Genomic DNA, 24,591 nt, shown 5'->3' on the forward strand with positions numbered 1-24,591 from the left:
ATGGCAGTTAGAGACTGTCCAGAATGTCATGGAACAGGTAAAGTCAAGGTGGGCGAGAAAGAGTGCCCTGTTTGTCATGGATGGGGGTATGTTCCTGCTGATTTCAAGCTTGGTGATCATTTAAAGGGTTACAGGAATCTGGAGAACTTTGGAGTTGATGAGGAGGTAGATGAGATCCCATGCCCCGAGTGTCATGGAAAAGGTGTCGTTCCTGTTTATGATACCTGCCCAACGTGTGGTGGGACTGGAAAAGTTTTAGTGTGTGACATTTGTGGAAGAGTGAAAGGACCCTGGGAGCCTGGGATGGAGACAACTTGGGTGTGCCCCGAGTGTGAGAGAAAGTTCAAAGTTGTTTACGTTTTGGACAATGCGTGTGATTATGAGGATGTTGAGATAGGAAGCTACTACAAGGGAATTATTGACAGGGTTGAAAGATTTGGAGTTTTTGTAAGGCTCAACAAGCACGTTCTTGGCCTTATAAAAAAGAAAGATCTGCTCGGTAAAAGGCAATATGTTCCTGGTCAGGAGATTATAGTTCAGGTTCTTGACGTTAGGCCTGACAAAAGAGAGATAGACTTTCTTGAAGCTCCACTGACAAGGTATAGGGAGGTTCAGGTTAAAAAGGAATTACCAGTCACGCCAATCGGGGATCTTAAAGAAGAGCTTGCAGGTAAAACTGTTAAGATAAGAGGGAAAATAACTCAGGTTCAAGTTACCGGTGGTCCAACGGTATTCACGCTAACCGATGGCACGGGGATAACATGGGCCGCAGCTTTTGAGGCCCCAGGAGTTAGGGCATATCCAAACATAAACGTTGGCGACATAGTGGAGGTCATCGGAAAGGTTTCCTTCCACGCCGGTAAGATTCAAGTAGAAGTAATCGACATGTACAGACTTTGGGGACCTGAAGCCGCAGAGGTTAAGAAGAAAATTGAAGAAGAGCTTGATAGAAAGGCAAAACCTGAGGACGTAGGGTTCTTGGTTGAAAGTGAAGTTCTTGAGAAGCTGAAACCCAAGATAATGCAGGCGGCGTTCCTAATTAGAAGAGCAATATTTGAGGGGAGACCAATAATACTGAGACACCACGCTGATACCGATGGGTACACAGCAGGAGTTGCCCTTGAAACTGCGATAGTTCCTCTAATAGAGCAGGTTGCTCCTGATCCGGAGGCTAGATGGCACCTCTTTAAGAGAAGGCCCTCTAGAGCTCCCTTCTATGAGCTTGAGGATGTTTTAAAGGATATAATCTTCATGATGGAAGATCATATGCGCTTTGGAGATGAGCTTCCGCTGATAGTTATCGTGGACAATGGTGGAACAACCGAAGACATTCCCGCGTACAAGAGATTGAAGGCTTATGGGGTTAAGATAGTCGTAATAGACCACCATGATCCAAGGGACTGGATAAGTGAAGACAAGGCAAAGGTCGATGAATACGTTGATGTCCACGTTAATCCTCACCACATCAAGAGGGGCTATTATGAGCTGACCGCTGGAATGCTTGCTACTGAAGTTGCTAGATATATAAATCCAGAAGTTGAGGACAGAATAAAGCACCTTCCCGCCATAGCTGGTACGGGGGATAGAAGTAAGGCTCCGGAGTTCTATCAGTACCTGAAGTACGCAAAGGAGAAGGGATTGACGGAGGATGACTTGAAGAAAATAGCTGAGGTCATTGACCATGAGGCATTTTACTGGAAGTTCATGGATGGTAGGGGAATAATAGAGGAGATCCTTCTCGTTACTGGAAACCTGCAGAGGCATAGAATGCTTGTTGAGTCTATATACCCAGAGGTCAAGGCGAAACAAGAGAGGGTTCTCAAAGCTGTCTTACCTCATGTGAAGAGCGTTGTTCTTCCCAATGGAATTAGATTCAACACTATCGATGTTGAGCTCTATGCGCCGAAGTTTGAGTACCCGAGTCCAGGAAAGCTTTCGGGAATAATTCATGATCACTTTAAGGAGAAGTATGGAGAAGACTCTCCTATAATAACCCTAGCCTACGGTCCAGATTTTGCGGTGGTCAGGGCGAGTGATGGAATGGCCAAATACAATTTTGACCTGAACAAGATAGTTAAAGTCCTAGAGGAAAAGCTTCCTGATGCTGGAGTTGAAGGAGGTGGCCATAGCTACGCCGGCTCGATAAAATTCTTTGAGGGGAAGAGGAAAGAAGTGCTCGAGGCTTTTGCGAAGGAGATAATAAAGCTAAAGGCTGGTGAGTAAAGTGCATCCACTGTTCGAAGCTTTCTGGTATATCCTTCCCGCCTACTTCGCTAATTCTTCTCCGGTAGTTTTAGGTGGAGGAACCCCAATGGACTTCGGGAAAACTTGGAGAGATGGGAAGAGGATATTTGGGGATGGAAAAACCTGGAGGGGATTTTTTGGAGGCTTAACTGTTGGGACAAGTGTGGGAGTCATTCAGCACTTCATAATCCCTACTTACTATGGCTCTCTGAAGTTGTCGATTCTAGTTGCCTTCCTTCTTTCTCTTGGAACTTTAATCGGAGATTTGATTGGTAGTTTCATAAAAAGGAGGCTTAATCTTCCAAGAGGATATCCAGCCGTTGGTCTAGATCAGTGGGGTTTTTTGATCTCAGCCCTATGCTTTGCGTATCCAGTAAGAACAATCCCGACAGGTGAAGTTCTGTTTTTACTCGTTGTTACCCCTCTAATACACTGGGGCACTAATGTTTTTGCTTACAAGATGGGGTGGAAGAGTGTTCCATGGTAATCATTTAGCATATTGGGCATAATATGCGAGGGCCTTTAAAATCTCGTTGAATCCCTCGTATGTGACGAGAGATAGAAGTATGGGCTTCTGTTCCAGCCTTTTTTCAACGATTTTTGCGAGTTCAAGGACTTTTTCTCTTGGTACAAGATCTATTTTATTTATGACGACTATTATTGGCTTTTCATACCTAAATTTTAACATGTAGTGCAACTTCTCCATTCCTCTATGAAGGCCTTTTGTAGCGTCTATCATGTGGATAATTACGTCTGCACTCACTATCTCTTCAATTAATTCCCTAAATCGTTCTTCACTTAGAACTTTGCCTCTCACTTCCTTTTCTGGATCAAATAATCCGGCCGTGTCAATTAGAACTACTTCATCGGCTCCACCAAAGGGATTTTTCATTGTCTTTGGGAGCTTTACCTTTCCAAAGACTCTTTTTATTGTCCCTTTTGTTGTTCCAGGGACTTCTGAAACTTCTGAAAACCTTCCCCCCAGTAAGGCATTCATCAGGGTGGATTTCCCAACGTTCTCTGCACCGATGATCGCAACCTTTATCATCTTCTCACCCATATTATGATAGCTTGCTAAAGGTTTAAGGGGTTGAGGGAAGATGAAGCGGAGGATTAAACTTGGTCACCACTATTACTACATCGTAACACCTGAAGAGCTAATGAACGGAAAGTATAAGGGAAAAAACGTTGTCATTGAAGGTGAGATTGAAGAGAAGCCGGTAATAGAATTCCTCCCAATGGAGCTTCCAAGCTACAGAACAATATTCAGAATTTTAGGGTTTAAGGTGGAGTTCTCTGGAACTCCAAGCGTCAGGGCTGGTGAGAGAGTTAAGGTGTATGGAGTTTTTGTAGGGGATGGGATAATAGCGAGAGCCATAGAAACGGAAGGTGCAATCTACATAACTGAAGAATGATTTTTAAAGTCGGGGATAAAAATTGGGCCCGATGGAAATACTTGATAAAATCCTAAGAGTAAGCACCTTGAAAAGACTTCCAAGAATGGGATGGCTATTCAAAGATGTCCCCAACCCAGAGAGTATTGCATCGCACTCTTTTTCAGTGGCTTTCATAACTCTTCTCTTGGCTAACGAGCTGAAGAGAAAAGGTGTAAATATCGATGAGGGAAAAGCCATAAAAATAGCCATACTGCATGATATTGCTGAGTCAATTTTAACAGATTTACCACTCTCTGCCCAGAAGTATTTGAATAAAACTGAAGCTGAAATTAAAGTTTTTGAAGACATTTTCCCGGAATTCTTGGATCTATTTGTAGAGTATGAGGAAGGAAAGACATTAGAGAGTCAGGTTGTAAAGCTGGCTGACAAAATTGATATGGTTGTTCAGGCTTACAAGTATATGCTAGCTGGGAACAGGAATTTGGATGAATTTTGGACAGCGTTGGATGAAGTAGAGAAACTTGAAGTTTCAAAATACTTTAAAGATCTTTTAGATGCCCTCAGGAGGTTAAAGCATGTTTGAAGTTGGTGCTCTTCTTTTGTCCTTAGTACTGACAAAATATATCGCTGCTCAAATGAAGAAAGCTGGCATAGTAGGTGTCGATGTCCATAAGTTGGAGAGGGTTGAGGTTCCTGAGATGGGGGGCTTGGCAATTGTATTTACGATAACGCTTTTTGCACTATTTATTGTGGGATTGGAAGGGTGGATTATAGGTGTCTTTCTTCTGGTAGCATTAGTAGGTATTATCGATGATTTAACTAATCTGAGGCAATCTCATAAGGTCATTTTAACGGCTTTAGCTACCTTTCCCTTAATCTTTCATATTAGCAGAGAAAGCATAATCTTGGGAAATTGGGAAATCAACCTCGGAATACTGACTTTAATAATATTCTGGATCTATGTTGTTGCCACTGCAAATCTTGTGAACATGCTGGCGGGTTTTAATGGACTTGAGGTTGGTTCTTCTGTCATAATATTCTTCTTCTTATATTTGCTGAGTCATGAAGGTTGGGCTAAGAGTGTCTCCCTAATAGCGTTCTTTGCTTCATTGGGATTTTTATATTGGAACAAGTATCCAGCAAAAGTTTTCCCTGGAGATACTGGAACTCTGTCTTTAGGTGCCTTAATGGGATTGGTTGCCGTATACCAAGGACTTGAATTCCCCCTTGCGATAATGTTGATCCCCCATGCCATTGACTTCATCCTTAAGCTTGGGGTTAAGTTCCAAGGAAAACAACTTGGAAGGACTAAAGTTCTCAAAGATGGAACACTTGTCCCTCCCCCTTATCTTTCCTTTCTAGGCTTGATAATGAGAGTTAGAAGGGTTAGGGAGTGGGAGCTTGTTGGAATTGTTTGGGTTATGGAAGTATTACTTGGAATATTTGCCTTGTTAATCTATTAACTTCACCATCCCAAACCCAAATCTTGTCTTTTCTCCAAAGCCATTCTCATAACCGAACCTTGCTATCTCTTCCGAGCCAATATACCTAAAGACCATAAGCGATCCTCTTATGTATGAATCTCCAACCATCAGCCTCGTGGGTTTGAACTTTAGAACTTCAATAGTGAATTCCTTGTCTTGGGGTAAATGACCCATTATTTCATTATATCTTAGCAGCATAACTTTCCTTAGCCGATCCATGAACAGATCATCATGGGGATAAAGATCCCAATGTCTAAGCTTCCCGTTCTCAAATTTTACTGTTCTGACGACTATTGGACTTAATGTTGAAAACATATTCTCCCGTCCTATGTTTTTTACTTTAATGACTTTTATATCCCCTACAAGAAACGCAACGTCACCAATTTTGAATTCGGGACTTTTTTCAACGGCTTCAGCTATAGCTCTTATAATCTCCTCGTTGAATGACGAGACATAGAGGGACACGTCATCAGAGAGTATTTCAATACCCCTCTCGGGTAATATCCTCCTCTTTCTCACAATTATCCTAGAAAAAGTCCAATATCCATGGGGAGAGGAGAGTAATTGCGTTAAACTAGGCTCTATTGAGTTTACCTTCTCTAGGATTTGGGAGTATACCTCATAATTGTAATTGAATGGGAGAACAGCATTGTCTTTAAGTGGGAGCAGTTTTATCTCTATTCTCATCTATACCCCTCCTTATTTACACCGGGCCTTATTGATAATTGAGGAGATAAAGAAATAAAAGCGTTCCGTTAGGTTGAGAAGGGAACTGGTACTGCAGAGACTATGAATATTACAACTGCAATTAAGGCGAGTATCTTTCTTCCAAGTGTTAGTGGAGTCACTTCATCTAGGGCTCCAGGGTTTCCTATTCTTCCCATTAAAAGTATTAGCAAACCCCAAAGAAACCATCCGGCCCAGAAGTAGCTAAGTCCTATTGCTATAAAGCCTAACGCGTACGTTAGTATTCTATGAACTTTCTCTGGCAATAGAGCCCTAGCTATGTGACCCCCATCAAGTTGGGCCGCTGGGATAAGGTTAAGGAAGGTCACTAAAATTCCAACCCATCCCGCTATGGCAAGTGGATGGAGCGCTATTCCAAAGCCTTCCTCCAAGTTTCCTATGACGAGCTTTGTAAGCTCATAGAATAGTATGCTCGTTCCAAAGTATATGGTTTCTCCCTGCTTGAAATAGTCTTGGGGAACTATTGCAGAAAGCTTAAGTCCTATTATCGTTACCGGTATAGCCACTATCAATCCAGCTATTGGGCCGCTAACACCAAGGTCTATGGCAGCATTTCTCGTTGGAATTGGAGACTTAACCCTGATAACAGCACCTAATGTTCCTATGAATGAAGGGAAGGGGATAAAGTAAGGGAATGTTGATTTAACACCATGTAAAGTTGCCGCTATTTTGTGTCCCATCTCATGGGTTCCAAGGATTGAGATTATACCTAGTGAAAATGCTAGGGCGTTGAGATATACATTCTTAATACCAGGTAATCCTAGATCCTCAAGAGTCTTTACATAATTGATGGAAAGTATATACCCGGCAAAGAACGTGCTCAAGACAGTTAAGATAAACAGCAAGATACCCACTACTGGATTTTCCTTATTGTCAACGTTTTGGGCTGGAAACACATATAAAACGAGTTTTCCTTCCCTCTTCTTCAATGCCAGCCAGTATCCTAACTTTTCGACCTCCTTTAATACCTTCTCAAAATTCTCCTCTTTTATTGAAATGACTTCATATGCATAAAAATCTCCTCTACTTTCTAAAAGCTGACCAAGCTCATAGTACTTTCTAAGTTCATCTTCTATGCTCGGATGATATTCCTCTTCTACATCTATCTCATAACCAACGAGGATCATGTCCCCTCCACAAACTTTACACGCACCCGGGAGGAGGGGCTTTGTAGTGTCGAAAACTTCTCTGTGTCCACAGTTTATGCACTCATAGATTCCTTTAACCAATAATCTCCACCTCCCCTGTCTCGGCGTTTACCTTCACCCTCATACCAGTTTTGAGTTTTGATATATCAATTCCAGCCACCATAGGAATTCCTGAAATTATCGCTCCAACTGTTACAATTGCTTCCGCCTCTTCAACTATTATTGCCTTAGGCCCGTTTCCACTCCTCGCTAGTGCATAGATTATATAAGATCCAACTGTCGAGCCCTTACCTCGGGGAAATGCCAGGATTTTGTCCTTTATACTCTCTCCCCTAATGTCACTTTCAGCATCTGTAACTATTCCAGTTTCTGGATCTACTCCACCTAGGAAAGAGAGTGGTTTTCTTGACACAATAACTTCCCCTTCCACGATCCCTTTTCCTATTCCCTTTCCCTTTAACTTCATTATGGTGCCCCCATTAGGATTTTCTCGGTATCTTCTAGTCTAACATTCAGTCCAAAGGACTTAAAATAAAAAGCGGCTTTTCCACTGTTTGTGGCTACCCCAGAGTACCACTCCTTTATTGGTGAAACTACTAGACAGACATCGCTGAGTATTTTTCCATTGTACCTCTCTATAATCTCCGTGTACCCGAGATAATCTGCAAGTGATTTAATTGGTCTGCTCGTGGTTACAAAGAGTGGAATTTTAAGAGGCTTGTTTCTCATCCTTAAAAGCTCGGCTATTCTCTTTATCTCCTTCAGGGAAGCATGGGGACAGCCAAGTAGGATTATATCAATATCCTCCCACTCGGTTGAAAACCTTTCCTTGACGTCTTCTAGCTCTTTTCTTCCTATGCTTATCTTTTCTATCTTGTCTGAGATTGCAGTCTTCCATTCTGGAGTTTCCTTTTCCACATGATAGAGGGCTATGCTCCCGCTAGCAGCCATGCTAGCACCCAGAGCTTTTAAGTCATCAACATCGGGCTTCAATCCTTTAAAGTAGGGAACCCCATCTCCCACGATCTCTCCAACTTTGTATCCTAGAAGGGAGTAGTCTGTCGTATCTCTCAGCAATCCATTCTCAACAACGACTAGATGAGTAGCTTTCCTGTTCTCGTCCAGGTGAAGTCCATAGTTTGGCGTTTTTCCGACTATTGCAGCTGCAAGACTTGAAGGTCCCCCCTCTCTATTGGTTCTTGCCCCTAAGACTGAATTTGCAAAGCTTACGGCAGAACTTTCACTCCATGCTAAATGGTCACCGAACTTTGGCAGATTCGGGCCGTAGTAGGGGGTGCATGTTGATGTTATCTCAACTCCCATTTTTCTGTAAAGCTCTAAGATCTCATGCTGCTTCTCTATGAATTCCTCATCTCCTATTCCTGCCGGATTTAGCGTTGTGTACACTGACACCCTGGCTCCCATCTCTACGAAATCTCTAAGGAATTGAATACCGTAATCTCCTAGGTTTTTGTAGCTGACCCCTGCTATCTGGACACTCTTAATTTTAATCAGTCTATCAGCATTGTAAAGATCACCAAGTGCCACGAGAATTTCCATTGCTTTTTGAACTGCTGGCCCGTACTCACCAGATAAAGCAAGCTCTTCTTCCTTTGTTAGGAACATGATCTTAAACACCTCTCTCATTTACTCGAACTTTCAATTTTTATATATGACTATATTAGCAGGCTTTATTATTTGGTGGAATCTGGGAGGTTTTTATATCTAGAACACTATATCGCTAATGCCTCTGCCTTTTATTGCTGAAGGTTTGATCTTACCAGGAGTGATTTATAGTGAACATCTGTGAATATTAAAGACCAAGAATTGCTCTTAGCGATGAGAAAAGAAAGAGAAAAGCTTAGGGGCAGGGTCAGACGACTGTTTAGTCATCATTTTACTCAGCACTCGGCAAAGTCATCATCCCTGGCAAAACGCTAGAGATGCTGAATTGGGGTTTCAGCACCACAAGCTTCACACTTGAGGAAGTAGAACCTATCCCTCTTAATTATCTTGGTATCTGGGCTTCCACATACAGGGCAGATCACGTACTCTTTGATGTACTTCTTCAGCTTGTTTGCTATTAGGTAAGGTGTGAATCTACCTTGGAGAACTACCCTCCTGCCCTCAATTGTTCCTGCTGTAGCGATCTCCCTAAGCAGGAACTTGAGGAGATGCTGTGGGTCTCTATTTAGGGCTTCTGCTATATCCTTGAAGTTCTCAATTATCGTTTTATTGCCTTCTATTGTTACTAAAGCTCCTGGAACTTCAAAACGTGACTTGTGGTGCTTAACGTTTTCAGGAAGTTCTTCATATGCCTTTTCGAGTAGCTTTTCATAATCGTAATAGTCAATCTCCATCTTATCTCACCTCCAAATTCTGAAAGTTGCTTACAATATATAAATCAGACGGTGCTTAGAGGGTCTTGTAGTAGCCGTTTTCTGGCATGTATATTTGCCCCCTCTCGAGCAACTTCTCCACGATCTCTCTAGCTTCCTGTTTTTCAATACCAAATTTCCTCGCTTCCTCAAGTATGTCATCTATGTGGGCTCCTTTCTCACTAGTCTTTTCAAGCTTTTCAATTATGTCAAGAATTCTCTCAACTTTGCTCAGCTTTCTGGCGCTTTGTCCTACCTCCAGAATTGTTACGTCAATTTGCCCGGTTTCATCGGTTGCTATCTGCCTTAGAGTGTACTCCATTAGCTTTATAGCCTCCCTGGCATCTTCCCTTGTGACAATCGGACTGAGCCTCATTCTGGCATGGGCTTCACTCAGCCTTATTAAAGCTTCTAGCTGTCTTGCCGTTATTGGGATTGGTCTTATATCCTCGTTTTCACTACTCCTTTTGGCACTTCTTCTCATCCTAACATAGTATTTCTCTATTTCCTCCATTGCCTCCTCACTAATTACTGGATGAACATTTTTCTTGGCGTAGGCTATGTACTTTCTGAGGAGGTCGTGGGGTATCTTTGGGGTAACAACTTCACTCTCTCCCCTTCTTACCCTTAGAATGTGTCTAGCAATCTCGCTATCCGTTTTCTCATCAGGCTCATCGACCAAAACAAATATCAAATCGAATCTACTGAGCAGTGTTGGAGGAAGATCTATTTGCTCAAAAAATGGTTTCATTCGGTTGAATCTTCCATGCTTTGGATTTGCAGCGGCTATGACGGTTGTTCTTGCATTTAATGTTGCAGTTATTCCAGCTTTTGAAATGCTGATGGTATTATGAAGAACAAGCCCGTGAGAAACGAAGAGGTGATAAGGTTCTACCGTGACATCGTACACCCATCTCGAATCTGTGTTGGGCACTTTCTCAACTTTCACAACCTTGAGGAAATGTATATTCTCCCTCTCTTCAACACTCTCGATGTTTTTATCCCCCGAAACCTCGAAGGCCTCTCTAAGCTTTTCCGATTCGCTATCGTATCCTACTAGTTCAATAAAGCGTTTTATACTCTCTTTCTCGCTGATTACGACTTTGTAATTAAGGTCACTCTCAGCTTTTGCTTCCTCGATAGTGGATAATATTCCAAGGCTTAGAAGAACATCCTGAAGATCTTCGGCAATGCTCCTTGAGTGTGTTAAGAATCCAATGCTTCCATTATCCTTATCAACAAAGCCACTTACCTTGAACAGTCCATTAATGAAAGCGTGTTTTGCCCTTTTATCAGCTCCAATTATTTTTGCAGGAATCCTGTTGAGACTCTCATTCTTTTGGAATCCTTCCTGAAGTTCTTCTCTAAGTCTGTTCTTGATTTCTGTCTGGTCAACTCTTATAATATAAGTCCTTTCGTTGGTACTTTCCATTGTTTCGACTTTATACTCCACATCGAATTCCCTAAGAAGCTCTGTAACCTCATTAACGACATCATAGTCATTAGTCTTAATCTCTCCATTTGCCTTGCTACCTAGTAGAAAACCCACTAACTTTGCAAGACTTTCTCTGAGTTGGATGTTGTCTAGGGAGGTATAACTCTTAACACCAAGGGCAATGTCTCCTTCTTTGACTTCTTCTGCTGGCTTCTCTTTTACTTTTCCCTCCTCCCAAACCATTATTGGATGCTCTGGAGTTACCATAACCTCTCGCCCGTTGGAAAATCTAAGCCTAATAAAATGATCCGGAGCTGTGTGCCTGCTTACTCTATCGGCTTTGACCCTTACTATCTTCTTTTCATCCAAGTTGTATGCCAGCACATATATATTATCGACTGGCAGAATTTCAGTGTCTTTTCCATGGATTATTTTATCTTTATTCTCCTCCATTAGTTTATCAACGAACTCACCTATCTTTACTTTCCTTCCATCGGCAAGGAGAAGCTCGAAATCCTTATGATAGCTTTGTTGTTCAAGAGCTTCGTGAATAACGCTCCTGTCCCTGTCACTCATTTTATCCAACTCGTCGATTAGTGCGTATCCTCCATCTGCAAGAACGAGTGCTCCAGCTTCCAGAACCCATCCTCCCGTAAACTCATCCCTAACTGCCGCTGCCGTTAGACCTGCAGCGGAACTGCTCTTTCCAGAGGTATAAATTGCTCTGGGGGCCAGATTTGCAACATACCTTAACAGTTGACTCTTTGCAACTCCAGGGTCCCCAACTAGAAGTACATGTATATCCCCTCTAAGCCTAGTGCCATCTGGGAGGACTCTTGGGACTCCTCCAAATAGGGCTAAGGCTATTCCCTTCTTAACTTCCCTATATCCGTATATTGCAGGTGCTATTGAATCAACTATTGCATCCACGATATCTTTTCTTTGGGAGAGTTCCCTTATCTTCTGCTCGTCTTCTGGTGTTATCTCCAGTTCCTCGATCTCTTTGCTCACGGGTTCTATGTGGTTGACTTCTAGTATTTTTCTAAAAACGGGTGTTTTTTCTCTTCTTTCTTGAACAACTCTCAGTATTCCAGTTACGAGCACCCTATCTCCAGGCATTGCTGTATCCACAATATCGTCCAGCAGAATACCATCAATGAATCTTGGCATCTGCCCTCCTTTCAGCGTTTCTGGCCTGTCTTGGATTCTGAACATTTGGAAATTTACAAAAGAGCTTTTGTCAACATCGAGCTGAACATTTTTGCTTCCACACTGTTCGCACTTTTTAACTACGGTGAAGCCTTCGTAGGGTCTCTGTTTTACTACCATCTCGTGACCGCAGTCTTTACATACGAAAACTGCCACTGAGACATAAGGTTTTATTTCTGTAACTCTCGTTATAACTCCCTCAACCTGAATTAGCTTGTTTATGTGCTCTGCTCCTATGTCTTTGACCAGTAAGGTTTCTGGGAGGTTGTGGAATCTCGCGTGTATTTTTGGTACGTCCTCTCTTAGGAATTCTTCCTTTAGGATAATCTGAATGGCGTCTTCAGCGGCCCCAATGCTATCCTCCGGGTGTTCCAGTACATAGGAGGCTAGCTCTGGATCATAAGAGTTTAAGTGCATCCAGTTTATTGTAACGGATCTTTTGGGGGTTACGGTTAGTAGGTCGTTTATTTTACCCAAATATAGGGGCTCCTCACCCTCTTCAGTGTATTCTTTAAAAAACTGTATGAACCTCTCAATCATTTCCTCTCTTTCCATTTCTCACTCACCTATCCATTCATTTCTGATACGGGATATTTCGAGATAAACCCTCTTTTCTTCTGGGGATAATCTTGAAAGAATCTCCATGCTGTTCGGCCTAAGTCTCACGGCTTCAAGAATCTTCTTAAATCTTATGTTCTTTAGCATTTTATATTTCTTCTTAAGATTCCTCAGTTTTGTTAATTTTGTCTGGAGAACTTCTATGCTTCCACCTTGAACTTGAACAAACTTCTCAAGGTAATATATGTAGAATTCGGCCTTTTCGTACAGGCCCTCTGGAATTGGGGTTAGAGGAGCATTTTTCTTTTCTTCATTAAGGATCCTATCTATCTCGCCTATAACTTTATCAGCCTCGTCTATAATCTCAACTACTCCCATCTCCCACAATTCTTTGGCCTTCCAATCCTCAAGAAGTATCATATCTCCCTCTTTCCAGTTTCCAAAGGGTTTTAATACTCTCACCGGGATGTAAGCTTTTCCCGCTAACATTATTTCATCACCGATGCTAAAAGAGAAATATGGTGGAGGGCTTAAAATTTCTATGTTAGGTCCCCACATGTACAGTAATGCTCATATGCGAGCGTTTCGAGATCCTCAAATCCTTCTCCCGTCTTCGCTGAGAGATATATTGCTCTAACGGGAGGAGAAACCTCTGGTAGCATTGAACACATCTTGTAGGCTAGCAATCCCTGAGTCGATGGGTCGAACTTTAGTCTGGCAGTTAAATACTCTAGATCTTCGAACATTTTCTTATGTCTTTCGAGTTCTTCCTTGCTGAGGATGTCGATTTTGTTAAGGGCTGGAATGGTAGTTGCCCCGAGTCTCAGGTCTATAAGGAGGGTGAAGAATCTAACGAAGCAGTAGTCATGAGGTTTTTTGAGGATTTCTGGATCTGACAGGTAAACTACAAGGGGGTAAGGAAGATTCTCCATAAGTTTGACGCCAAATTCGTGGAATAAAAACGTTTCCATTTGACCAGGAGTGTCTATTAGAACGTAATCCTTCTCCTCTTCAAGCTTTAGTATTTTGTTGAGATATTCATCGAACTCATTCATTAGTCTGTCATAACTCTCTACTATCGCTCCGTTTGGTCCATATCCTTCTTTCATTATCTCTTCTACCGTTATTGATTCTCTCACATCTATATCTGGTTTGTATGGGAGGAGTTTTACTCCTGTGTCGAGGTTAACATAGCCGACCTTATAGTTTTCTTCCAAGTATTTTCCGAAAGCCCCAGTTATGGCGCTCTTTCCACTCCCCGCAGTTCCCACGAATACCACTATCATCGTCTCTCCCAAATGGCAATAGAATTAGGGTGGCCTAAAAACTTTTAGTACATAACCCTAGCTTTTATTCCGGCTAATCTCTCAATTTCTTCTGCAAGTTTTACGAATGCTTTTGCTCCCTCGCTCTCTGGTTTGTATTTTACCGCAGGTATTCCTTCGAGTGTTCCTTCTCTAATTGCTGGATCCTCTGGGATCACAGCAAGTAAAGGTATTTCCATGACTTCTTCAGCTGCCTCTGGGGGTATGTCCTTCTCAGTTCTTCCATACCTATTTAAGACGAATCCAAGTATTGCTAAGCCCGCCTTTTTAAGAACTATTCCTACTTTCATGGTATCGGTTAGGCATGATATCTCCGGATTCGTTACTAATAGAGCTTCTTCTCCGCTGAGCATTGCACTCATGGCATCTAATTGTAATCCCGCTGGACAGTCTATTAAGATAAAATCATAGTTATCTTTTAGAGACTTTATGACATCTGGCAACTTTCTTGGATCTGCTTTTATCACATGTTCCCAATCTACTGCTCCAGGGAGAACGTAAACATTATCGAATTGAGTCATGTATATTGCATCATCAATTTTTGCTTCTCCAGCTAAAACGTCGTGAAGTGTTACATCAGCGTCATCAACTCCCAGGACTAAACTTAAGTTTGCCATTGTTAAGTCTCCATCAACGGCGAGAACTTTCTTTCCTCTTTCCCCTAGGGCAACAGATAGATTTGCTGTTACTGTTGTTTTTCCTGTACCTCCCTTTCCTGACACAATTGAAATAATCCTGGCCATGTGAAAACCTCCATTTCCTTTATTTTCCATTTCTTATATAATATTTCTTCCATTGAACTATTCATCGAAACGCTAAATTTTTAAGTTAAATGAAGGAGGTGTGAACATGCTAACTGGAGTGCTCTTGGCTTTAACTTCTGCCCTCTGTTGGGGATCTGCATCTGTATTAATCAGAATTGGGCTAAAAGACAAGAGTCCAATAGCGGCAAACTTAGTTAGGTTGTATTTTTCGGCAACAACTTATCTTATTCTCTTCCTTGTTTTGGGCAATTATTCTGAGATAGCTTCAATGCCCCTGAAGTATCATCTGATTGCCTTCATATCGGCCCAATTCGGATTCGTTATAGGGGATTACTTTTACTTTTCTGCTCTCAAGTCTCTTGGAGTGTCTAGAACCGTTCCAATAACATCTACCTATCCCTTGTGGACACTTATTTGGGCATATTTATTTTTAGGAAGAGAGATTACTGTGAAGATAATTCTTGGTGCAGTTTTAGTTGTTTTGGGTATTGTAATTGTTAGACAAGCGGAAAGTGAAGAGCATGCGGATCCTAGAGGAATTCTTCATGCGTTTGTAACACCAATCTCCTGGAGTGTCGCAATAGTTTTAATGGATTGGTTGTCAAGCAAGGTTTCATCTTTAACATTAGCCGGCCTTAGAATAATATATGCTGCTATTGGAGTGACTTTAATTTCGTGGAAAGTTCTTGGTGAAATCAGGAAGGTTACTTGGAGAGAAGTCGGGGTGATAGCATCTGCAGGTTTGTTAGGTCTAGTTATAGCCCAATACACATTTGTATCCTCTGTATCCCTTCTAGGATCTCAAATAGCGACCCCTATAACTGCAATAAATCCCATAATCTCTACGCTATTGGCAGTTGCTCTCTTAAAAGAACCTCCAAATATGAAAATATGGATAAGCTTAGGGCTTGTTGTTGTAGGAATCTTTCTGTTAACAAGCTAATCAAGCTTAATTTTCTTTATCATTTTAACTATAAACGTTTTTCCACTCTTTTCTCTTGCGACTATACCTTTCTTTTCTAAATCTTGAATTATTCTGCTTATTGTAGGTCTAGAATATCCCACCAGCTCAGGCAACTCTTCTTGTTTTATCTCTCCGCCATTTTCAATTATCGCCTTCAGGACGGCTATTTCTTTTTCATTAAATTGTTCGAGTATCTCTTGTTTTCTGCTTACTATTCTCTTGTGCAAATAGAAAATAATTGGACTCATTATTATCAGCATAGCAATCATTCCGAGGAGGAAATAAATTTTCGAACCAGAGGCCGGTGGATGTTGTGGGGTGGACTGTGTAGTCACTATTGGTGGGGGTTCTATGTCTCTTCCTATCCAATAAGTTTCGTATCCCATATCCTCTAAAGTCTTTTCAATGCTTTCATTTAGCCCTAGTCCAACGAGAATCACTATCTTAGCTTTAAGTTGTTTTATTCCAGCTAACGCGGCTGGTGAGAGCTGGTTTTCCCAGGTCAATAAAAGAGGGTATTTATACTTCATTGCAAATTCTGACGCTGCCAAAGTTGAACCATAGTCCCATGCACTAGCAAGTACTACGGTTTTACTGCCATTGGGATAGAAATGTAGTGCCAGCTTTTCAGCAGTTTCAGTTCGATCCGCTCCTCCAATTCTGGTAACTTTGAATCCCATGCTCTTCAGTTTATCTTCAACTTCTAAGCTTACAGCATTTGCATTTCCAACAATTAGAACGCTATTCCTACCTAACTGTATGTAGGAATAGAGTTGTGCTTCTGTTATTTTATCTAGCTTCTTTGGGTTTACGGGGAGAATTGGGATGTTGAGTAAATGAGAATACGGGAGAGCTATAAGATAGTCAATTATATCATCATTTCTAACTATTATTAGGTCATATTGGGGAGGGGATGCCATTACAAGGTTAGAAATTATTGCAATAACCAGGATTATACTTAAAAATTTTCTCACTCTTCTCCCTCCTTTAAACCTCAAGGTTTTTAAACTATTTAAATTTTCATGCCTCTGGGCTAAGGGGCAACCCGATGAATCCCGCTGATGAAAATTAGAGAGGTGGGAGGAAATGGCAACGTTCAAGCTTGTGATATCAGATCCAAAAAGTGGAATTGCCAAGCAGATTGAAATAACTGGAGATGCTGCAGAGAAACTCATTGGAAAGAAAATAGGGGATCAGATCCCAGTAAAGGAACTCGGCATTAACCTAAACGAGCTCTTTGGCAAGGAGTTTCCAGAAGATGTTAAGATGGAAATAAGGGGAGGAACTGACAAGGATGGCTTCCCAATGAGACCCGATGTTCATGGGCCTAGAAGAGTCAGGATACTCCTTTCAAAGGGACCAGGATTTAGACCAAGGGAAAAGGGTGAGAGAAGGAAAAAGACTGTTAGGGGCAACACAATTAGTCCGGAAATTGTCCAAGTAAATGTTAAACTTGTATACTAAATCTTTTTAACTCCCTATTCTATCTATTATTTGCGCGGCTCAGGCCGGCGAGCGCCGATGCAATGGGGCCGCGCTGGACCGGGCTACATCGAGGTGTTGCTTTTTGCTACCTAAATTGCCAATCTTAATACTTGCAATTTCAGTATTCCTCATTATTTTGGTAACTTGGAACTCTAAGGAGTCGTTCTATCTTACAATAATATCCTTAGTATACATCCTCATAGCACCCACTAGATATTATGGTGCAACAGTTCTCTTACCCTCCGTATTTTTATTAGCTCCGAGATTCTGCAGAGAAGCAGGCTTTCTAATTGTGGGCTTGATACTAATTTCTGAAACCGTAAGAGAATCTCTTAGTATTTTCTCTGCCCTAAAATTGTCTGCATTTTCCCTAATTTTGGCTCTCCTACTTCTATCTCCACCTAGAAGGAAGATCATTAGAGAGGGGTGGGCATTAATTCTCTCCCTTTTATCGGCACTTCTTTCCATTGCAATTCCAGTCCTCCCAATCCTTATTCCAGCTTATATTTTAGCGTTCCCTGTAACCACATTTAGTTATATGTATGCCTTTTTCTTTGCATCCGCCCTTTTACCCCTCCATGAGTTGGGATTGTACAGCTTTCCGAAAATAGTTCCATTAGACGTTTTTGACCTAAAATACTTGATCATCCAAGTAGTTATAATAGGGTATGTTTTGTTCAAAGAGAGATTATCAGGTGTTATTAGGAGGAAGCAAACTTTGATGCTTCTCCTACTCTCTATATTCTCCTTACCATTCGCTGGTAAGTTCTTTCAAGAATTCGTTCTTGTTATCTCTGCAGCAAGCGTTAGGCTTTTGGTCACTCTTCCTCATCATGAGGAAACTTAATTGCCCCTATCTTGGCTGGTTTTATGTATGGTCCAATTTCCTTAATTATTCCAGGCGCATGGGTGCCCTTTTTTAGGATAAGCATAGTTTCCATAAGCCCCAGCTCTTCAATCCTTCTTACATCCCTGCTGTGCCCGGTTTCTACGAGGGCTTTTTCTATATTTTCGCTTATTGTTCCAACGATGAATAGCTTGTCATATTTATCGCTTGTCCATCCCTTAATTTTCTTTATCCATCTATCCGTAAGGTGGGCCTCAATTTCCTGAGCAAGTTTTTCCACTTTCTCTATTTTTACCTCAACAGGTAGATAATCTACCCAACCAAACTCTCTTATCATCTGTCTGACCGGTTTTTCTCCGAATGTTCTTTTTAGCCAGTAAAGTGGTATTAGGGCATCTTTAATTCTCGGTTTTAGTATCCCAATGTCCACGTATACTCCATATCCAACTTTTCCTAGATCCACTAACCTACCAGTTAGAATTTGCCCTTCCTCAACATTCGAAAGTGAGACGGGGATTTCTCCGAACTCTTCTTTAATCAAATTAATAGAAACTTCAGAATCTTCACCATCCACAACGATCTTAACCCACTGTCTTTTAGTTATTGAAATTCTCCATCTAACGTCTAGATCTCCTATTAAAGATCTTAACTTCTTCTCTAGCTTATTAAACCCACTTCTGTCTCCGTATATTTTTTGAGGTATTATGATCTCCATAGCACTTCACTTTTTCTTGCTTTTCTTTCCTTTTTTCTTTGGAGGCTTTCTAAGTCCTAGCTCGATTTCAAGTTCCTCTATTCTTCTTTTAAGCTCTTCCACTATCTTGGAGTTATCATATTCTTGAAGAATTTCTCCACAAATCGGGCACGTGAAACCGTACTCAAATGCTTCATCAAAGGTTAACTTTGGATGTCCTGGGGTTCCACAGTGATAATACACCTCATTAGTTTCCTCCTGGAGCATTTTCTTGAGTTTTTCTAACTCCTGCATTTTCCTGGCTCTGATAACTTCGGGTAATCTCTTTGTCTCAATATGCCAGTAATAATAGTACCATCCAGTTTCGTCATCTCTGACTCTCCTAAAATCAGCTAATTTCGCATCGTAGAGGGCGTAGAGAATCTTCCTAACGGTATTAACCCGAATTCCTGTTATTTCAGAAAGTTCTTCGTCTGTAGCTTCTCCTTTCTTTTCCAAGGCTTTTATAACTTCTACAGCCTCTTCCCCTCCAATGTCCCTTGCAATCTCAAGAAGCGCCTTGTTCCTTCTAGCCATTCTTCTTGCCCTCCATTTCTACCGGAGTATCCCTACCAATGAATTACTATGAACATAGGCATATATATACTTTAGGGAAGATGTTCAAGAAAGGTGGAGGGAAGTCATTTAGTTAAATACTCATCGACAAGTTCTTTTGCAGAGGGTTTATAAACTTCTAAAACTTCAATATCCTCTATTACATTTCCCTCTCTAAGCTTTAGCTTTACTTTACCTCCGTAAACTTGGAGATCTAGGAGGCCATAAACGACGTCCTCTGCCTCTATTGGGCTCTTAAACTTCATTATGTACTCCCCATCTTCTGTGATAAGCTTGACCCACCACTCATTCTTTCTCTTAAATGGTCTGGTAACTTTAGGCTTAAACTTTTCAATGATTACTTCCAATTATGTCACCCCCACTATCTCTGAAGTTGCTGGCCCCATTGGGATTTATCAACCTAACTGTCCACAAAAAAACTTATAAAACTTCTGGCGAGTTATCCATCGGGTGGGCCGGTAGCTCAGCCTGGTTAGAGCACCGGGCTTTTAACCCGGTGGTCGCGGGTTCAAATCCCGCCCGGCCCGCCAAAATGATTTCAACTTTTTACTAAGCAAGTTTTTGTGAAAGCCACATCATAACAGCCTCCTTAATGAATTTACTCCCATTCTTTATGGCTTTGTTTAAAATCTCGAGCACTGACAGTTCAAATTTCTTTTTCAAGCCCTGCTTTTTAGAGCTGGGACGAGATGAGAAGGGTGCTAGCCTGCTAGAGACTATTTTATATTTTGGTTTAAATCCATGCAACGTTTTTAAATCCTTTATATAACTCTACCTCTAGAGACGAGATCACTGGATGTTCTTGAGAGGTGGTGTCATATCCTGATTGTTGGGATAGATATAATCAGTGAAAATCCAAAAAAATTTGCTGTTGTAACCTGGTTCAACGGAAGAATAGAGAAGAAGGGAGAGTTTACTCTGTATAGGCTTATTAGGTTCATTAGAGCTAAAAGGCCAGATATAATCGCCATGGATAGCATAACAGAGCTTGGAGATGACTTGCGGAAATTCCTAAGGGCTCTCCCTGAAGGAACGAAACTTGTCCAAGTAACAGGTAGGCCAGGAGAACAGAGATCGTTATGGAGTTTGGCTAAGGAACATGGGATTAGAGTAGGTGATAAGTTTGATCCCTACGAAGAGGCAAAGGTTTCAGCTCTTTTGGCATCAAAAGGTATTGGATATGAGGTTTTAGCCTTTGAGGACGAAGTTTTAATTACTGTAACAAGAGGGAGAAGCCAGGGAAAAGGAGGATGGAGCCAGGATAGATATAGGAGAAGGGTTCATAGCCTTGTGCAAGCAAAAGTGAGACAGATAGAAGAGGCCTTAAGAAGGGCGGATATTCCATTTGATTTGGAAGTTGAGGAGAGAGATTATGGAGTTTCTAGAGGGGAGTTTAAAGTTTATGCAAGCAGAGAAGAATTAGCGGGACTTGTCAAGCCAATGCGGGGAGGAGATGTTGAAATAAGGATAAAACCCGTCGAAAGGAAGGTATTGGAGTTTGTCCCATTAAAGGCTGAAACTGAAATTGAAAAAAGAAGAAGCGTGATAATTGGTCTTGACCCTGGAATAACGGTAGGAATTGCTGCCATAGACTTAGATGGCAAAATAATCTCTGTTTATAGCGAGAAGAATATGGCTCTAAGCGAGATAGTTCGATTCATCAGTGAAATTGGTCACCCAATAATAATTGCAACTGATGTTAATCCAGCACCCGGACTAGTTGAAAAAATAGCAAGATCCTTTAAGGCTCAGCTTTTTGTTCCCAGAGAGAGCTTGAAAGTTGAAGAGAAGAATGAGCTCCTCAGAAATCTTGGAATTAACGTGGAGGATGATCATCAGAGAGACGCACTTGCGGCGGCCTACAAAGCCTACCTTAGATACAAGCCAAAATTAGAGCATATAGAGGCGAGGTTAAGAGAATTAGGCTTGTGGAAGAAGAGAAATGAAATAAAGGCCCTAGTGCTTTCTGGATACAGCCTTGGAGAGGCCATAATGAAAGTCAAACTTTCGGACAGATTAAAGGAGGAGAAGATCCCAGAGGTTAAAGAGGAAGTCGACTTAACTCCATATGTAGAAAAAATCAAGGAATTGGAGAAAACTATTGCAGACCTTGAAAGGGAAAATGCTGAACTTAGGGCGATAATTGAAGAACAGAAGAAGATTATAGAAAGACTTGAAAGAAAGTTGGAGGAATACGATGAGAAAGTCCGCTTTGAAGTTCTTAAAGAAAGAGAGATCAAAGCCAGAGACGAAAGAATAGCAATTCTCGAAAAGAAACTTAGGGAAGAAAAGGAAAAGGTTGAAATTCTTGCAAAGAAGCTCGCTCAAACGAGGAAGATGAGAAGGCTTGAACTCAGTGGAAAGGTATACCCAATGAAAGTCATAGAGAACCTCACTTGGAGAGATGTAGAAGAGGTTGAGGAAGAAGTTGGAATCAAAAGGAACGACATACTATATATTGTAAATCCCGCGGGGGCTGGTAAGAAAATAGCTGAACACCTGGCTAAAAAGAAAATACGGGCTGTGGTGTCTAGTAAGCTCCTCCCACTTCCTGTTATGGAAGTATTTAAAGAAAAGAGAATTCCTGTTCTTCTAGAGGGGAAAGACATAGAGGTAATAAGGCTGGATGAATTCGCTGTAGTGAGGAGGGAAGATATAGAAAGGGCAATAGAGAGAAAAATTAAAGAATGGGAGGAAGAGGAGAAAGAAAAGGAACTTGAGAGCGTTTTAAAAGTTATCGAGGAGTACAGAATCGAGAGAGTCAAAGAACTCATCAGAAAGGCAGAGGAGGAAAGACAATGATACTTGTAATTGCCGAGAAGCCCAACGTTGCTAGAAAGATAGCTGGAGCTCTAGCTGAAGGAAAACCAATAAAAAAGACTCTCTTTGGAGTTCCCTATTATGAATTGTTTAGGGATGGGAAGAGGTTAATAGTTGCCCCTGCCGTTGGGCACCTTTATGGTTTAGCACCAAAGCAAGACTTCTACGGATACCCGATATTTGATATAGAATGGGTCCCGGTATATATAGCAGAGAAAGGAAAGGAATACGCTAAGGATTACATAAAACTACTTTCCGTTCTTGCAAAGAGGGTTAAGGAATTTGTAGTTGCTTGTGACTATGACACAGAGGGAGAAGTTATTGGTTATACTGCTTTAAAGTATGCATGTGGCGTTGATCCTGGGATAGCTAAGAGGATGAAGTTTTCCGCTCTAACTAAAAGGGATTTAATAAAGGCCTGGTACAATTTAGAACCGACGATAAACTTTGGCATGGCAAATGCTGGAATAGCAAGGCATATTCTTGACTGGTATTGGGGTGTTAACCTCTCGAGGGCTTTGACTCATGCAATAAAGAAAGCGAGTGGTAGATGGATAGTTCTCAGCACCGGAAGAGTTCAAGGACCCACCTTAAAGTTTCTCGTTGAGAGAGAAAGGGAGATACAGAATTTTGTTCCAAAGCCGTACTGGATTATCAAGTTAGTATTTGAGAAAAATGGGAAAAAATTCACAGCAACATACGAGAAAGACAAAATTTGGGATGAAAACGAGGCCAAGAGAATAGTCTTGGAAGCCAAGAAGGGGCCTGTAAGAGTAGCTGATATAGATGTTAAGAGACAGAAAAGAAATCCCCCCGTCCCTTTTGACTTAGGAACATTACAAAGGGAGGCTTATTCAGCGTTTGGCTTCAGTCCAAAGAAGACACTAGACCTTGCCCAAAGTCTCTATGAAAAAGGATTTTCCTCCTATCCAAGAACGGAGAGTCAAAAGCTTCCTAAGAATTTAAATTTCCGCTATATTATTCAGAACATAGCAAAGATGCCCGAATATAGACCTTATGCCCATCTCCTCTTAGGGATGCCAGAATTAAAGCCAGTTGAGGGTAAAAAGGATGATCCTGCTCATCCCGCTATATATCCTACAGGAGAAATACCGAGACCCGGGGATTTAACTAAAGATGAAGCAAAACTCTATGACATGATTGTGAGAAGATTTCTCGCCCTTTTCATGGAGTCTGCTATTAGGGAAAGCGTTAAAGTCACGATTCGTGCGGGCCCGCATAGGTTTATTTTAAGCGGTGGTAGGACTGTCAGGGAAGGATGGTTGAGCGTTTACGGAAAGTATGTAAAGTTTGAGGAAGTAACGTTGCCCACGTTTTTAGTGGGAGAACGCGTGAAGGTTCTCCAGATAAAGAGAGAGAAGAAAAAGACAAAGCCTCCAGCTCGATATTCTCCAGCGGCCGTTATAAAGAAGATGGAGGATCTTGGACTTGGTACAAAGGCTACAAGGGCACAGATTTTGGAGACTCTATATCAGAGAGGATATATAGAAGGGAAGAAAAGTATAAAAGTTACACCCTTGGGTATGAAGGTCATCGAGACTCTAGAAAAGTATGTTCCGGAGATAATAAGTGTTGAGCTGACGAGGGAGTTTGAGGAGAAAATGAACCTTATAATGCAGGGTAAGTTGACAAAAGAAGAAGTTATAGAGGAAGCTAAGGCAAGATTAATGAAGATACTTGAAGAATTCAAGAAGAGGGAACTTGAAATTGGAATGGAGCTAGCAAAAATTGTTGTTGGAGAATCCAAACTTAAGGAAGGCTTAAAGAAAGAGGAAAAGCCCCTTATTGTTGTAGGGAAGTGCCCGAAGTGTGGCGGTGATTTGGTCGTTAAGTATAATAAGAAAACAGGAAAGCGGTTTGTTGGGTGTTCAAATTGGCCAAAATGTGATGTCACTTATCCAATCCTCCAAAGGGGTGAGATAATACCTACAGGAAAAACATGTTGCAATGGAGCACCCGTTGTTATAATCCGAGAAGAAGATGGGTATGAAAGGGAGATATGTCTTGACATTAGTTGTAAAAAGAAATTCTAGTCATTTTCGTTTTCTTCAAGTTTTTGAAGAGCGATCTTTTTTGCAAATTCTATGAGCTCTCTTGAGTAATTTATCAGCTTTCTTGCTATCTCCTCTGAATAATATTCGTATGGAGAGCCCTCAGAATATGCAAGTGGATACCTTGAGGTTATGTAGTTCCTGTCCAGTTCCATTGCCATATCATAAAGCTCTGGCGGCACTTTTATTCCCTTCTCTTCTAGGGCTTTCAGTAACTTTGTTATCGAGTGTCCAGTAAGAATTATTCCTAGGGCTCTTGTTATAGCTTTCATTGCAAGTTCTGAAGCTTGTTGTGCTTTAAAGCTTGCCCATTCGTAATCCTTATGTTGTAAATCTCTCTCGGCAGATTGTAAGGTTCTTTCTGCCTGCTTTATCCATCTCTCATACTCACTACTCTCAAACATC

25 protein-coding genes and 1 tRNA gene are annotated in these 24,591 nt (G+C 41.4%); 11 read left to right on the plus strand and 15 right to left on the minus strand.

All coding sequences use genetic code 11. The annotated features are described in order from the left end of the window. Both PY04_RS03405 and PY04_RS03410 read left to right on the plus strand, forming a co-directional pair. The gene (locus tag PY04_RS03405; protein WP_014733781.1) at positions 1-2,223 is read left to right on the plus strand and encodes a DHH family phosphoesterase; all 2,223 of its coding nucleotides are present in this window, start codon (positions 1-3) and stop codon (positions 2,221-2,223) included. Position 2,224: 1 nt separating this feature from the next. Beyond that, positions 2,225-2,731, plus strand: coding sequence for a CDP-2,3-bis-(O-geranylgeranyl)-sn-glycerol synthase (locus PY04_RS03410; RefSeq protein ID WP_048055948.1), 507 nt, complete (start codon positions 2,225-2,227; stop codon positions 2,729-2,731). Here PY04_RS03410 and PY04_RS03415 read toward each other — a convergent pair whose 3' ends face one another. Beyond that, complete coding sequence (locus tag PY04_RS03415; RefSeq protein ID WP_014733783.1) at positions 2,732-3,292, minus strand: Era-like GTP-binding protein; 561 nt, start codon at positions 3,290-3,292, stop codon at positions 2,732-2,734. A gap of 52 nt (positions 3,293-3,344) precedes the next feature. On the opposite strand from PY04_RS03415, the gene PY04_RS03420 reads away from it, so the two are divergent. The 3 genes from PY04_RS03420 to PY04_RS03430 are packed head-to-tail and all read left to right on the plus strand — an operon-like array spanning position 3,345 to position 5,104. After that, positions 3,345-3,659, plus strand: a complete 315-nt coding sequence (locus PY04_RS03420) for a hypothetical protein (protein ID WP_014733784.1) — start codon at positions 3,345-3,347, stop codon at positions 3,657-3,659. Positions 3,660-3,690: 31 nt separating this feature from the next. Next, positions 3,691-4,224 (plus strand): HD family hydrolase, encoded by a 534-nt coding sequence (locus tag PY04_RS03425; RefSeq protein WP_193384572.1) that lies wholly within the window; start codon positions 3,691-3,693, stop codon positions 4,222-4,224. Then, positions 4,217-5,104, plus strand: coding sequence for a glycosyltransferase 4 family protein (locus PY04_RS03430; RefSeq protein WP_014733786.1), 888 nt, complete (start codon positions 4,217-4,219; stop codon positions 5,102-5,104). The genes PY04_RS03425 and PY04_RS03430 overlap by 8 nt, the downstream gene beginning before the upstream one ends. On the opposite strand, the gene cas6 is transcribed toward PY04_RS03430, so the two are convergent. The 9 genes from cas6 to minD form a co-directional block, all read right to left on the minus strand. Beyond that, positions 5,093-5,812 carry a CRISPR-associated endoribonuclease Cas6 gene (gene cas6, locus PY04_RS03435; RefSeq protein ID WP_014733787.1) on the minus strand — a complete coding sequence of 240 codons (720 nt, stop codon included), beginning with the start codon at positions 5,810-5,812 and terminating at the stop codon, positions 5,093-5,095. The two genes, PY04_RS03430 and cas6, sit on opposite strands and share 12 nt — an antisense overlap. A gap of 68 nt (positions 5,813-5,880) precedes the next feature. Beyond that, complete coding sequence (locus PY04_RS03440; RefSeq protein WP_048055949.1) at positions 5,881-7,101, minus strand: site-2 protease family protein; 1,221 nt, start codon at positions 7,099-7,101, stop codon at positions 5,881-5,883. Then, positions 7,094-7,486, minus strand: a complete 393-nt coding sequence (locus PY04_RS03445; protein WP_014733789.1) for a DUF126 domain-containing protein — start codon at positions 7,484-7,486, stop codon at positions 7,094-7,096. The genes PY04_RS03440 and PY04_RS03445 overlap by 8 nt, the downstream gene beginning before the upstream one ends. After that, positions 7,486-8,646 (minus strand): aconitase X, encoded by a 1,161-nt coding sequence (locus tag PY04_RS03450; RefSeq protein WP_014733790.1) that lies wholly within the window; start codon positions 8,644-8,646, stop codon positions 7,486-7,488. Before PY04_RS03450 ends, PY04_RS03445 begins: the two co-directional genes overlap by 1 nt. A gap of 311 nt (positions 8,647-8,957) precedes the next feature. Then, positions 8,958-9,380 (minus strand): translation initiation factor IF-2 subunit beta, encoded by a 423-nt coding sequence (locus PY04_RS03455; RefSeq protein WP_014733791.1) that lies wholly within the window; start codon positions 9,378-9,380, stop codon positions 8,958-8,960. Positions 9,381-9,435: 55 nt separating this feature from the next. Then, positions 9,436-12,597, minus strand: coding sequence for an LAGLIDADG family homing endonuclease (locus PY04_RS03460; RefSeq protein ID WP_014733792.1), 3,162 nt, complete (start codon positions 12,595-12,597; stop codon positions 9,436-9,438). 3 nt (positions 12,598-12,600) lie between these two features. Further along, on the minus strand, positions 12,601-13,089 hold the full coding sequence (locus PY04_RS03465) for a Gins 23 protein (protein WP_048055950.1): 489 nt from the start codon (positions 13,087-13,089) through the stop codon (positions 12,601-12,603). A 50-nt stretch (positions 13,090-13,139) separates the two neighbouring features. Beyond that, the gene (locus PY04_RS03470; RefSeq protein ID WP_014733794.1) at positions 13,140-13,886 is read right to left on the minus strand and encodes an ATP/GTP-binding protein; all 747 of its coding nucleotides are present in this window, start codon (positions 13,884-13,886) and stop codon (positions 13,140-13,142) included. A 44-nt stretch (positions 13,887-13,930) separates the two neighbouring features. Continuing rightward, the gene (gene minD, locus PY04_RS03475) at positions 13,931-14,668 is read right to left on the minus strand and encodes a cell division ATPase MinD (protein ID WP_014733795.1); all 738 of its coding nucleotides are present in this window, start codon (positions 14,666-14,668) and stop codon (positions 13,931-13,933) included. Positions 14,669-14,774: 106 nt separating this feature from the next. Between minD and PY04_RS03480 the strand changes: the two genes are divergently transcribed. Next, positions 14,775-15,632: a DMT family transporter gene (locus PY04_RS03480; RefSeq protein ID WP_014733796.1), complete on the plus strand. Its 858-nt coding sequence runs from the start codon at positions 14,775-14,777 to the stop codon at positions 15,630-15,632. Here the strand turns inward: PY04_RS03480 and PY04_RS03485 are convergent. Next, a complete protein-coding gene (locus PY04_RS03485; RefSeq protein ID WP_014733797.1) occupies positions 15,629-16,627 on the minus strand; it encodes a cell wall-binding repeat-containing protein in 999 nt (332 codons plus the stop codon). The genes PY04_RS03480 and PY04_RS03485 overlap by 4 nt on opposite strands. A gap of 112 nt (positions 16,628-16,739) precedes the next feature. Here PY04_RS03485 and PY04_RS03490 point away from each other — a divergent pair, with 112 nt between their 5' ends. Then, a complete protein-coding gene (locus PY04_RS03490) occupies positions 16,740-17,117 on the plus strand; it encodes a 30S ribosomal protein S6e (RefSeq protein ID WP_014733798.1) in 378 nt (125 codons plus the stop codon). Between the two features lie 103 nt (positions 17,118-17,220). Then, positions 17,221-17,985, plus strand: coding sequence for a hypothetical protein (locus PY04_RS03495; protein WP_014733799.1), 765 nt, complete (start codon positions 17,221-17,223; stop codon positions 17,983-17,985). On the opposite strand, the gene PY04_RS03500 is transcribed toward PY04_RS03495, so the two are convergent. From PY04_RS03500 to PY04_RS03510, 3 genes are all read right to left on the minus strand, one after another. Beyond that, positions 17,957-18,700 (minus strand): DUF2110 family protein, encoded by a 744-nt coding sequence (locus tag PY04_RS03500; RefSeq protein ID WP_014733800.1) that lies wholly within the window; start codon positions 18,698-18,700, stop codon positions 17,957-17,959. The two genes, PY04_RS03495 and PY04_RS03500, sit on opposite strands and share 29 nt — an antisense overlap. 6 nt (positions 18,701-18,706) lie before the next feature. Beyond that, positions 18,707-19,255 carry a transcription factor E gene (gene tfe / locus PY04_RS03505; protein WP_014733801.1) on the minus strand — a complete coding sequence of 183 codons (549 nt, stop codon included), beginning with the start codon at positions 19,253-19,255 and terminating at the stop codon, positions 18,707-18,709. Positions 19,256-19,359: 104 nt separating this feature from the next. Continuing rightward, complete coding sequence (locus tag PY04_RS03510; protein WP_014733802.1) at positions 19,360-19,641, minus strand: hypothetical protein; 282 nt, start codon at positions 19,639-19,641, stop codon at positions 19,360-19,362. Between the two features lie 105 nt (positions 19,642-19,746). Between PY04_RS03510 and PY04_RS03515 the strand changes: the two genes are divergently transcribed. The 3 genes from PY04_RS03515 to topA all read left to right on the plus strand — a co-directional run bounded on the left by PY04_RS03515 (position 19,747) and on the right by topA (position 24,168). Then, positions 19,747-19,824, plus strand: a tRNA-Lys gene (locus tag PY04_RS03515). Positions 19,825-20,263: 439 nt separating this feature from the next. Continuing rightward, a complete protein-coding gene (locus PY04_RS03525) occupies positions 20,264-22,096 on the plus strand; it encodes a DUF460 domain-containing protein (protein ID WP_237710141.1) in 1,833 nt (610 codons plus the stop codon). Beyond that, entirely contained in the window at positions 22,093-24,168 is a 2,076-nt protein-coding gene (topA, locus tag PY04_RS03530; protein WP_014733804.1) for a DNA topoisomerase I, read from the plus strand. The genes PY04_RS03525 and topA overlap by 4 nt, the downstream gene beginning before the upstream one ends. On the opposite strand, the gene PY04_RS03535 is transcribed toward topA, so the two are convergent. Continuing rightward, complete coding sequence (locus PY04_RS03535) at positions 24,165-24,590, minus strand: HEPN domain-containing protein (protein WP_014733805.1); 426 nt, start codon at positions 24,588-24,590, stop codon at positions 24,165-24,167. The two genes, topA and PY04_RS03535, sit on opposite strands and share 4 nt — an antisense overlap. Position 24,591 lies beyond the last annotated feature (1 nt).

The sequence above is a fragment of the Pyrococcus sp. ST04 genome (assembly GCF_000263735.1).
Classification (GTDB): Archaea; Methanobacteriota_B; Thermococci; order Thermococcales; family Thermococcaceae; genus Pyrococcus.

What these genes read in the sequence shown, in the direction of transcription:
- PY04_RS03405 (WP_014733781.1), top strand. Translation starts at nt 1, where the DNA reads ATGGCAGTTAGAGACTGTCCAGAATGTCATGGAACAGGTAAAGTCAAG.
- PY04_RS03415 (WP_014733783.1), bottom strand. Translation starts at nt 3,292, where the DNA reads ATGATAAAGGTTGCGATCATCGGTGCAGAGAACGTTGGGAAATCCACC.
- PY04_RS03420 (WP_014733784.1), top strand. Translation starts at nt 3,345, where the DNA reads ATGAAGCGGAGGATTAAACTTGGTCACCACTATTACTACATCGTAACA.
- PY04_RS03425 (WP_193384572.1), top strand. Translation starts at nt 3,691, where the DNA reads ATGGAAATACTTGATAAAATCCTAAGAGTAAGCACCTTGAAAAGACTT.
- PY04_RS03430 (WP_014733786.1), top strand. Translation starts at nt 4,217, where the DNA reads ATGTTTGAAGTTGGTGCTCTTCTTTTGTCCTTAGTACTGACAAAATAT.
- cas6 (WP_014733787.1), bottom strand. Translation starts at nt 5,812, where the DNA reads ATGAGAATAGAGATAAAACTGCTCCCACTTAAAGACAATGCTGTTCTC.
- PY04_RS03445 (WP_014733789.1), bottom strand. Translation starts at nt 7,486, where the DNA reads ATGAAGTTAAAGGGAAAGGGAATAGGAAAAGGGATCGTGGAAGGGGAA.
- PY04_RS03450 (WP_014733790.1), bottom strand. Translation starts at nt 8,646, where the DNA reads ATGTTCCTAACAAAGGAAGAAGAGCTTGCTTTATCTGGTGAGTACGGG.
- PY04_RS03455 (WP_014733791.1), bottom strand. Translation starts at nt 9,380, where the DNA reads ATGGAGATTGACTATTACGATTATGAAAAGCTACTCGAAAAGGCATAT.
- PY04_RS03460 (WP_014733792.1), bottom strand. Translation starts at nt 12,597, where the DNA reads ATGGAAAGAGAGGAAATGATTGAGAGGTTCATACAGTTTTTTAAAGAA.
- PY04_RS03465 (WP_048055950.1), bottom strand. Translation starts at nt 13,089, where the DNA reads ATGTTAGCGGGAAAAGCTTACATCCCGGTGAGAGTATTAAAACCCTTT.
- PY04_RS03470 (WP_014733794.1), bottom strand. Translation starts at nt 13,886, where the DNA reads ATGATAGTGGTATTCGTGGGAACTGCGGGGAGTGGAAAGAGCGCCATA.
- minD (WP_014733795.1), bottom strand. Translation starts at nt 14,668, where the DNA reads ATGGCCAGGATTATTTCAATTGTGTCAGGAAAGGGAGGTACAGGAAAA.
- PY04_RS03480 (WP_014733796.1), top strand. Translation starts at nt 14,775, where the DNA reads ATGCTAACTGGAGTGCTCTTGGCTTTAACTTCTGCCCTCTGTTGGGGA.
- PY04_RS03490 (WP_014733798.1), top strand. Translation starts at nt 16,740, where the DNA reads ATGGCAACGTTCAAGCTTGTGATATCAGATCCAAAAAGTGGAATTGCC.
- PY04_RS03500 (WP_014733800.1), bottom strand. Translation starts at nt 18,700, where the DNA reads ATGGAGATCATAATACCTCAAAAAATATACGGAGACAGAAGTGGGTTT.
- tfe (WP_014733801.1), bottom strand. Translation starts at nt 19,255, where the DNA reads ATGGCTAGAAGGAACAAGGCGCTTCTTGAGATTGCAAGGGACATTGGA.
- PY04_RS03525 (WP_237710141.1), top strand. Translation starts at nt 20,264, where the DNA reads ATGGATAGCATAACAGAGCTTGGAGATGACTTGCGGAAATTCCTAAGG.
- topA (WP_014733804.1), top strand. Translation starts at nt 22,093, where the DNA reads ATGATACTTGTAATTGCCGAGAAGCCCAACGTTGCTAGAAAGATAGCT.
- PY04_RS03535 (WP_014733805.1), bottom strand. Translation starts at nt 24,590, where the DNA reads ATGTTTGAGAGTAGTGAGTATGAGAGATGGATAAAGCAGGCAGAAAGA.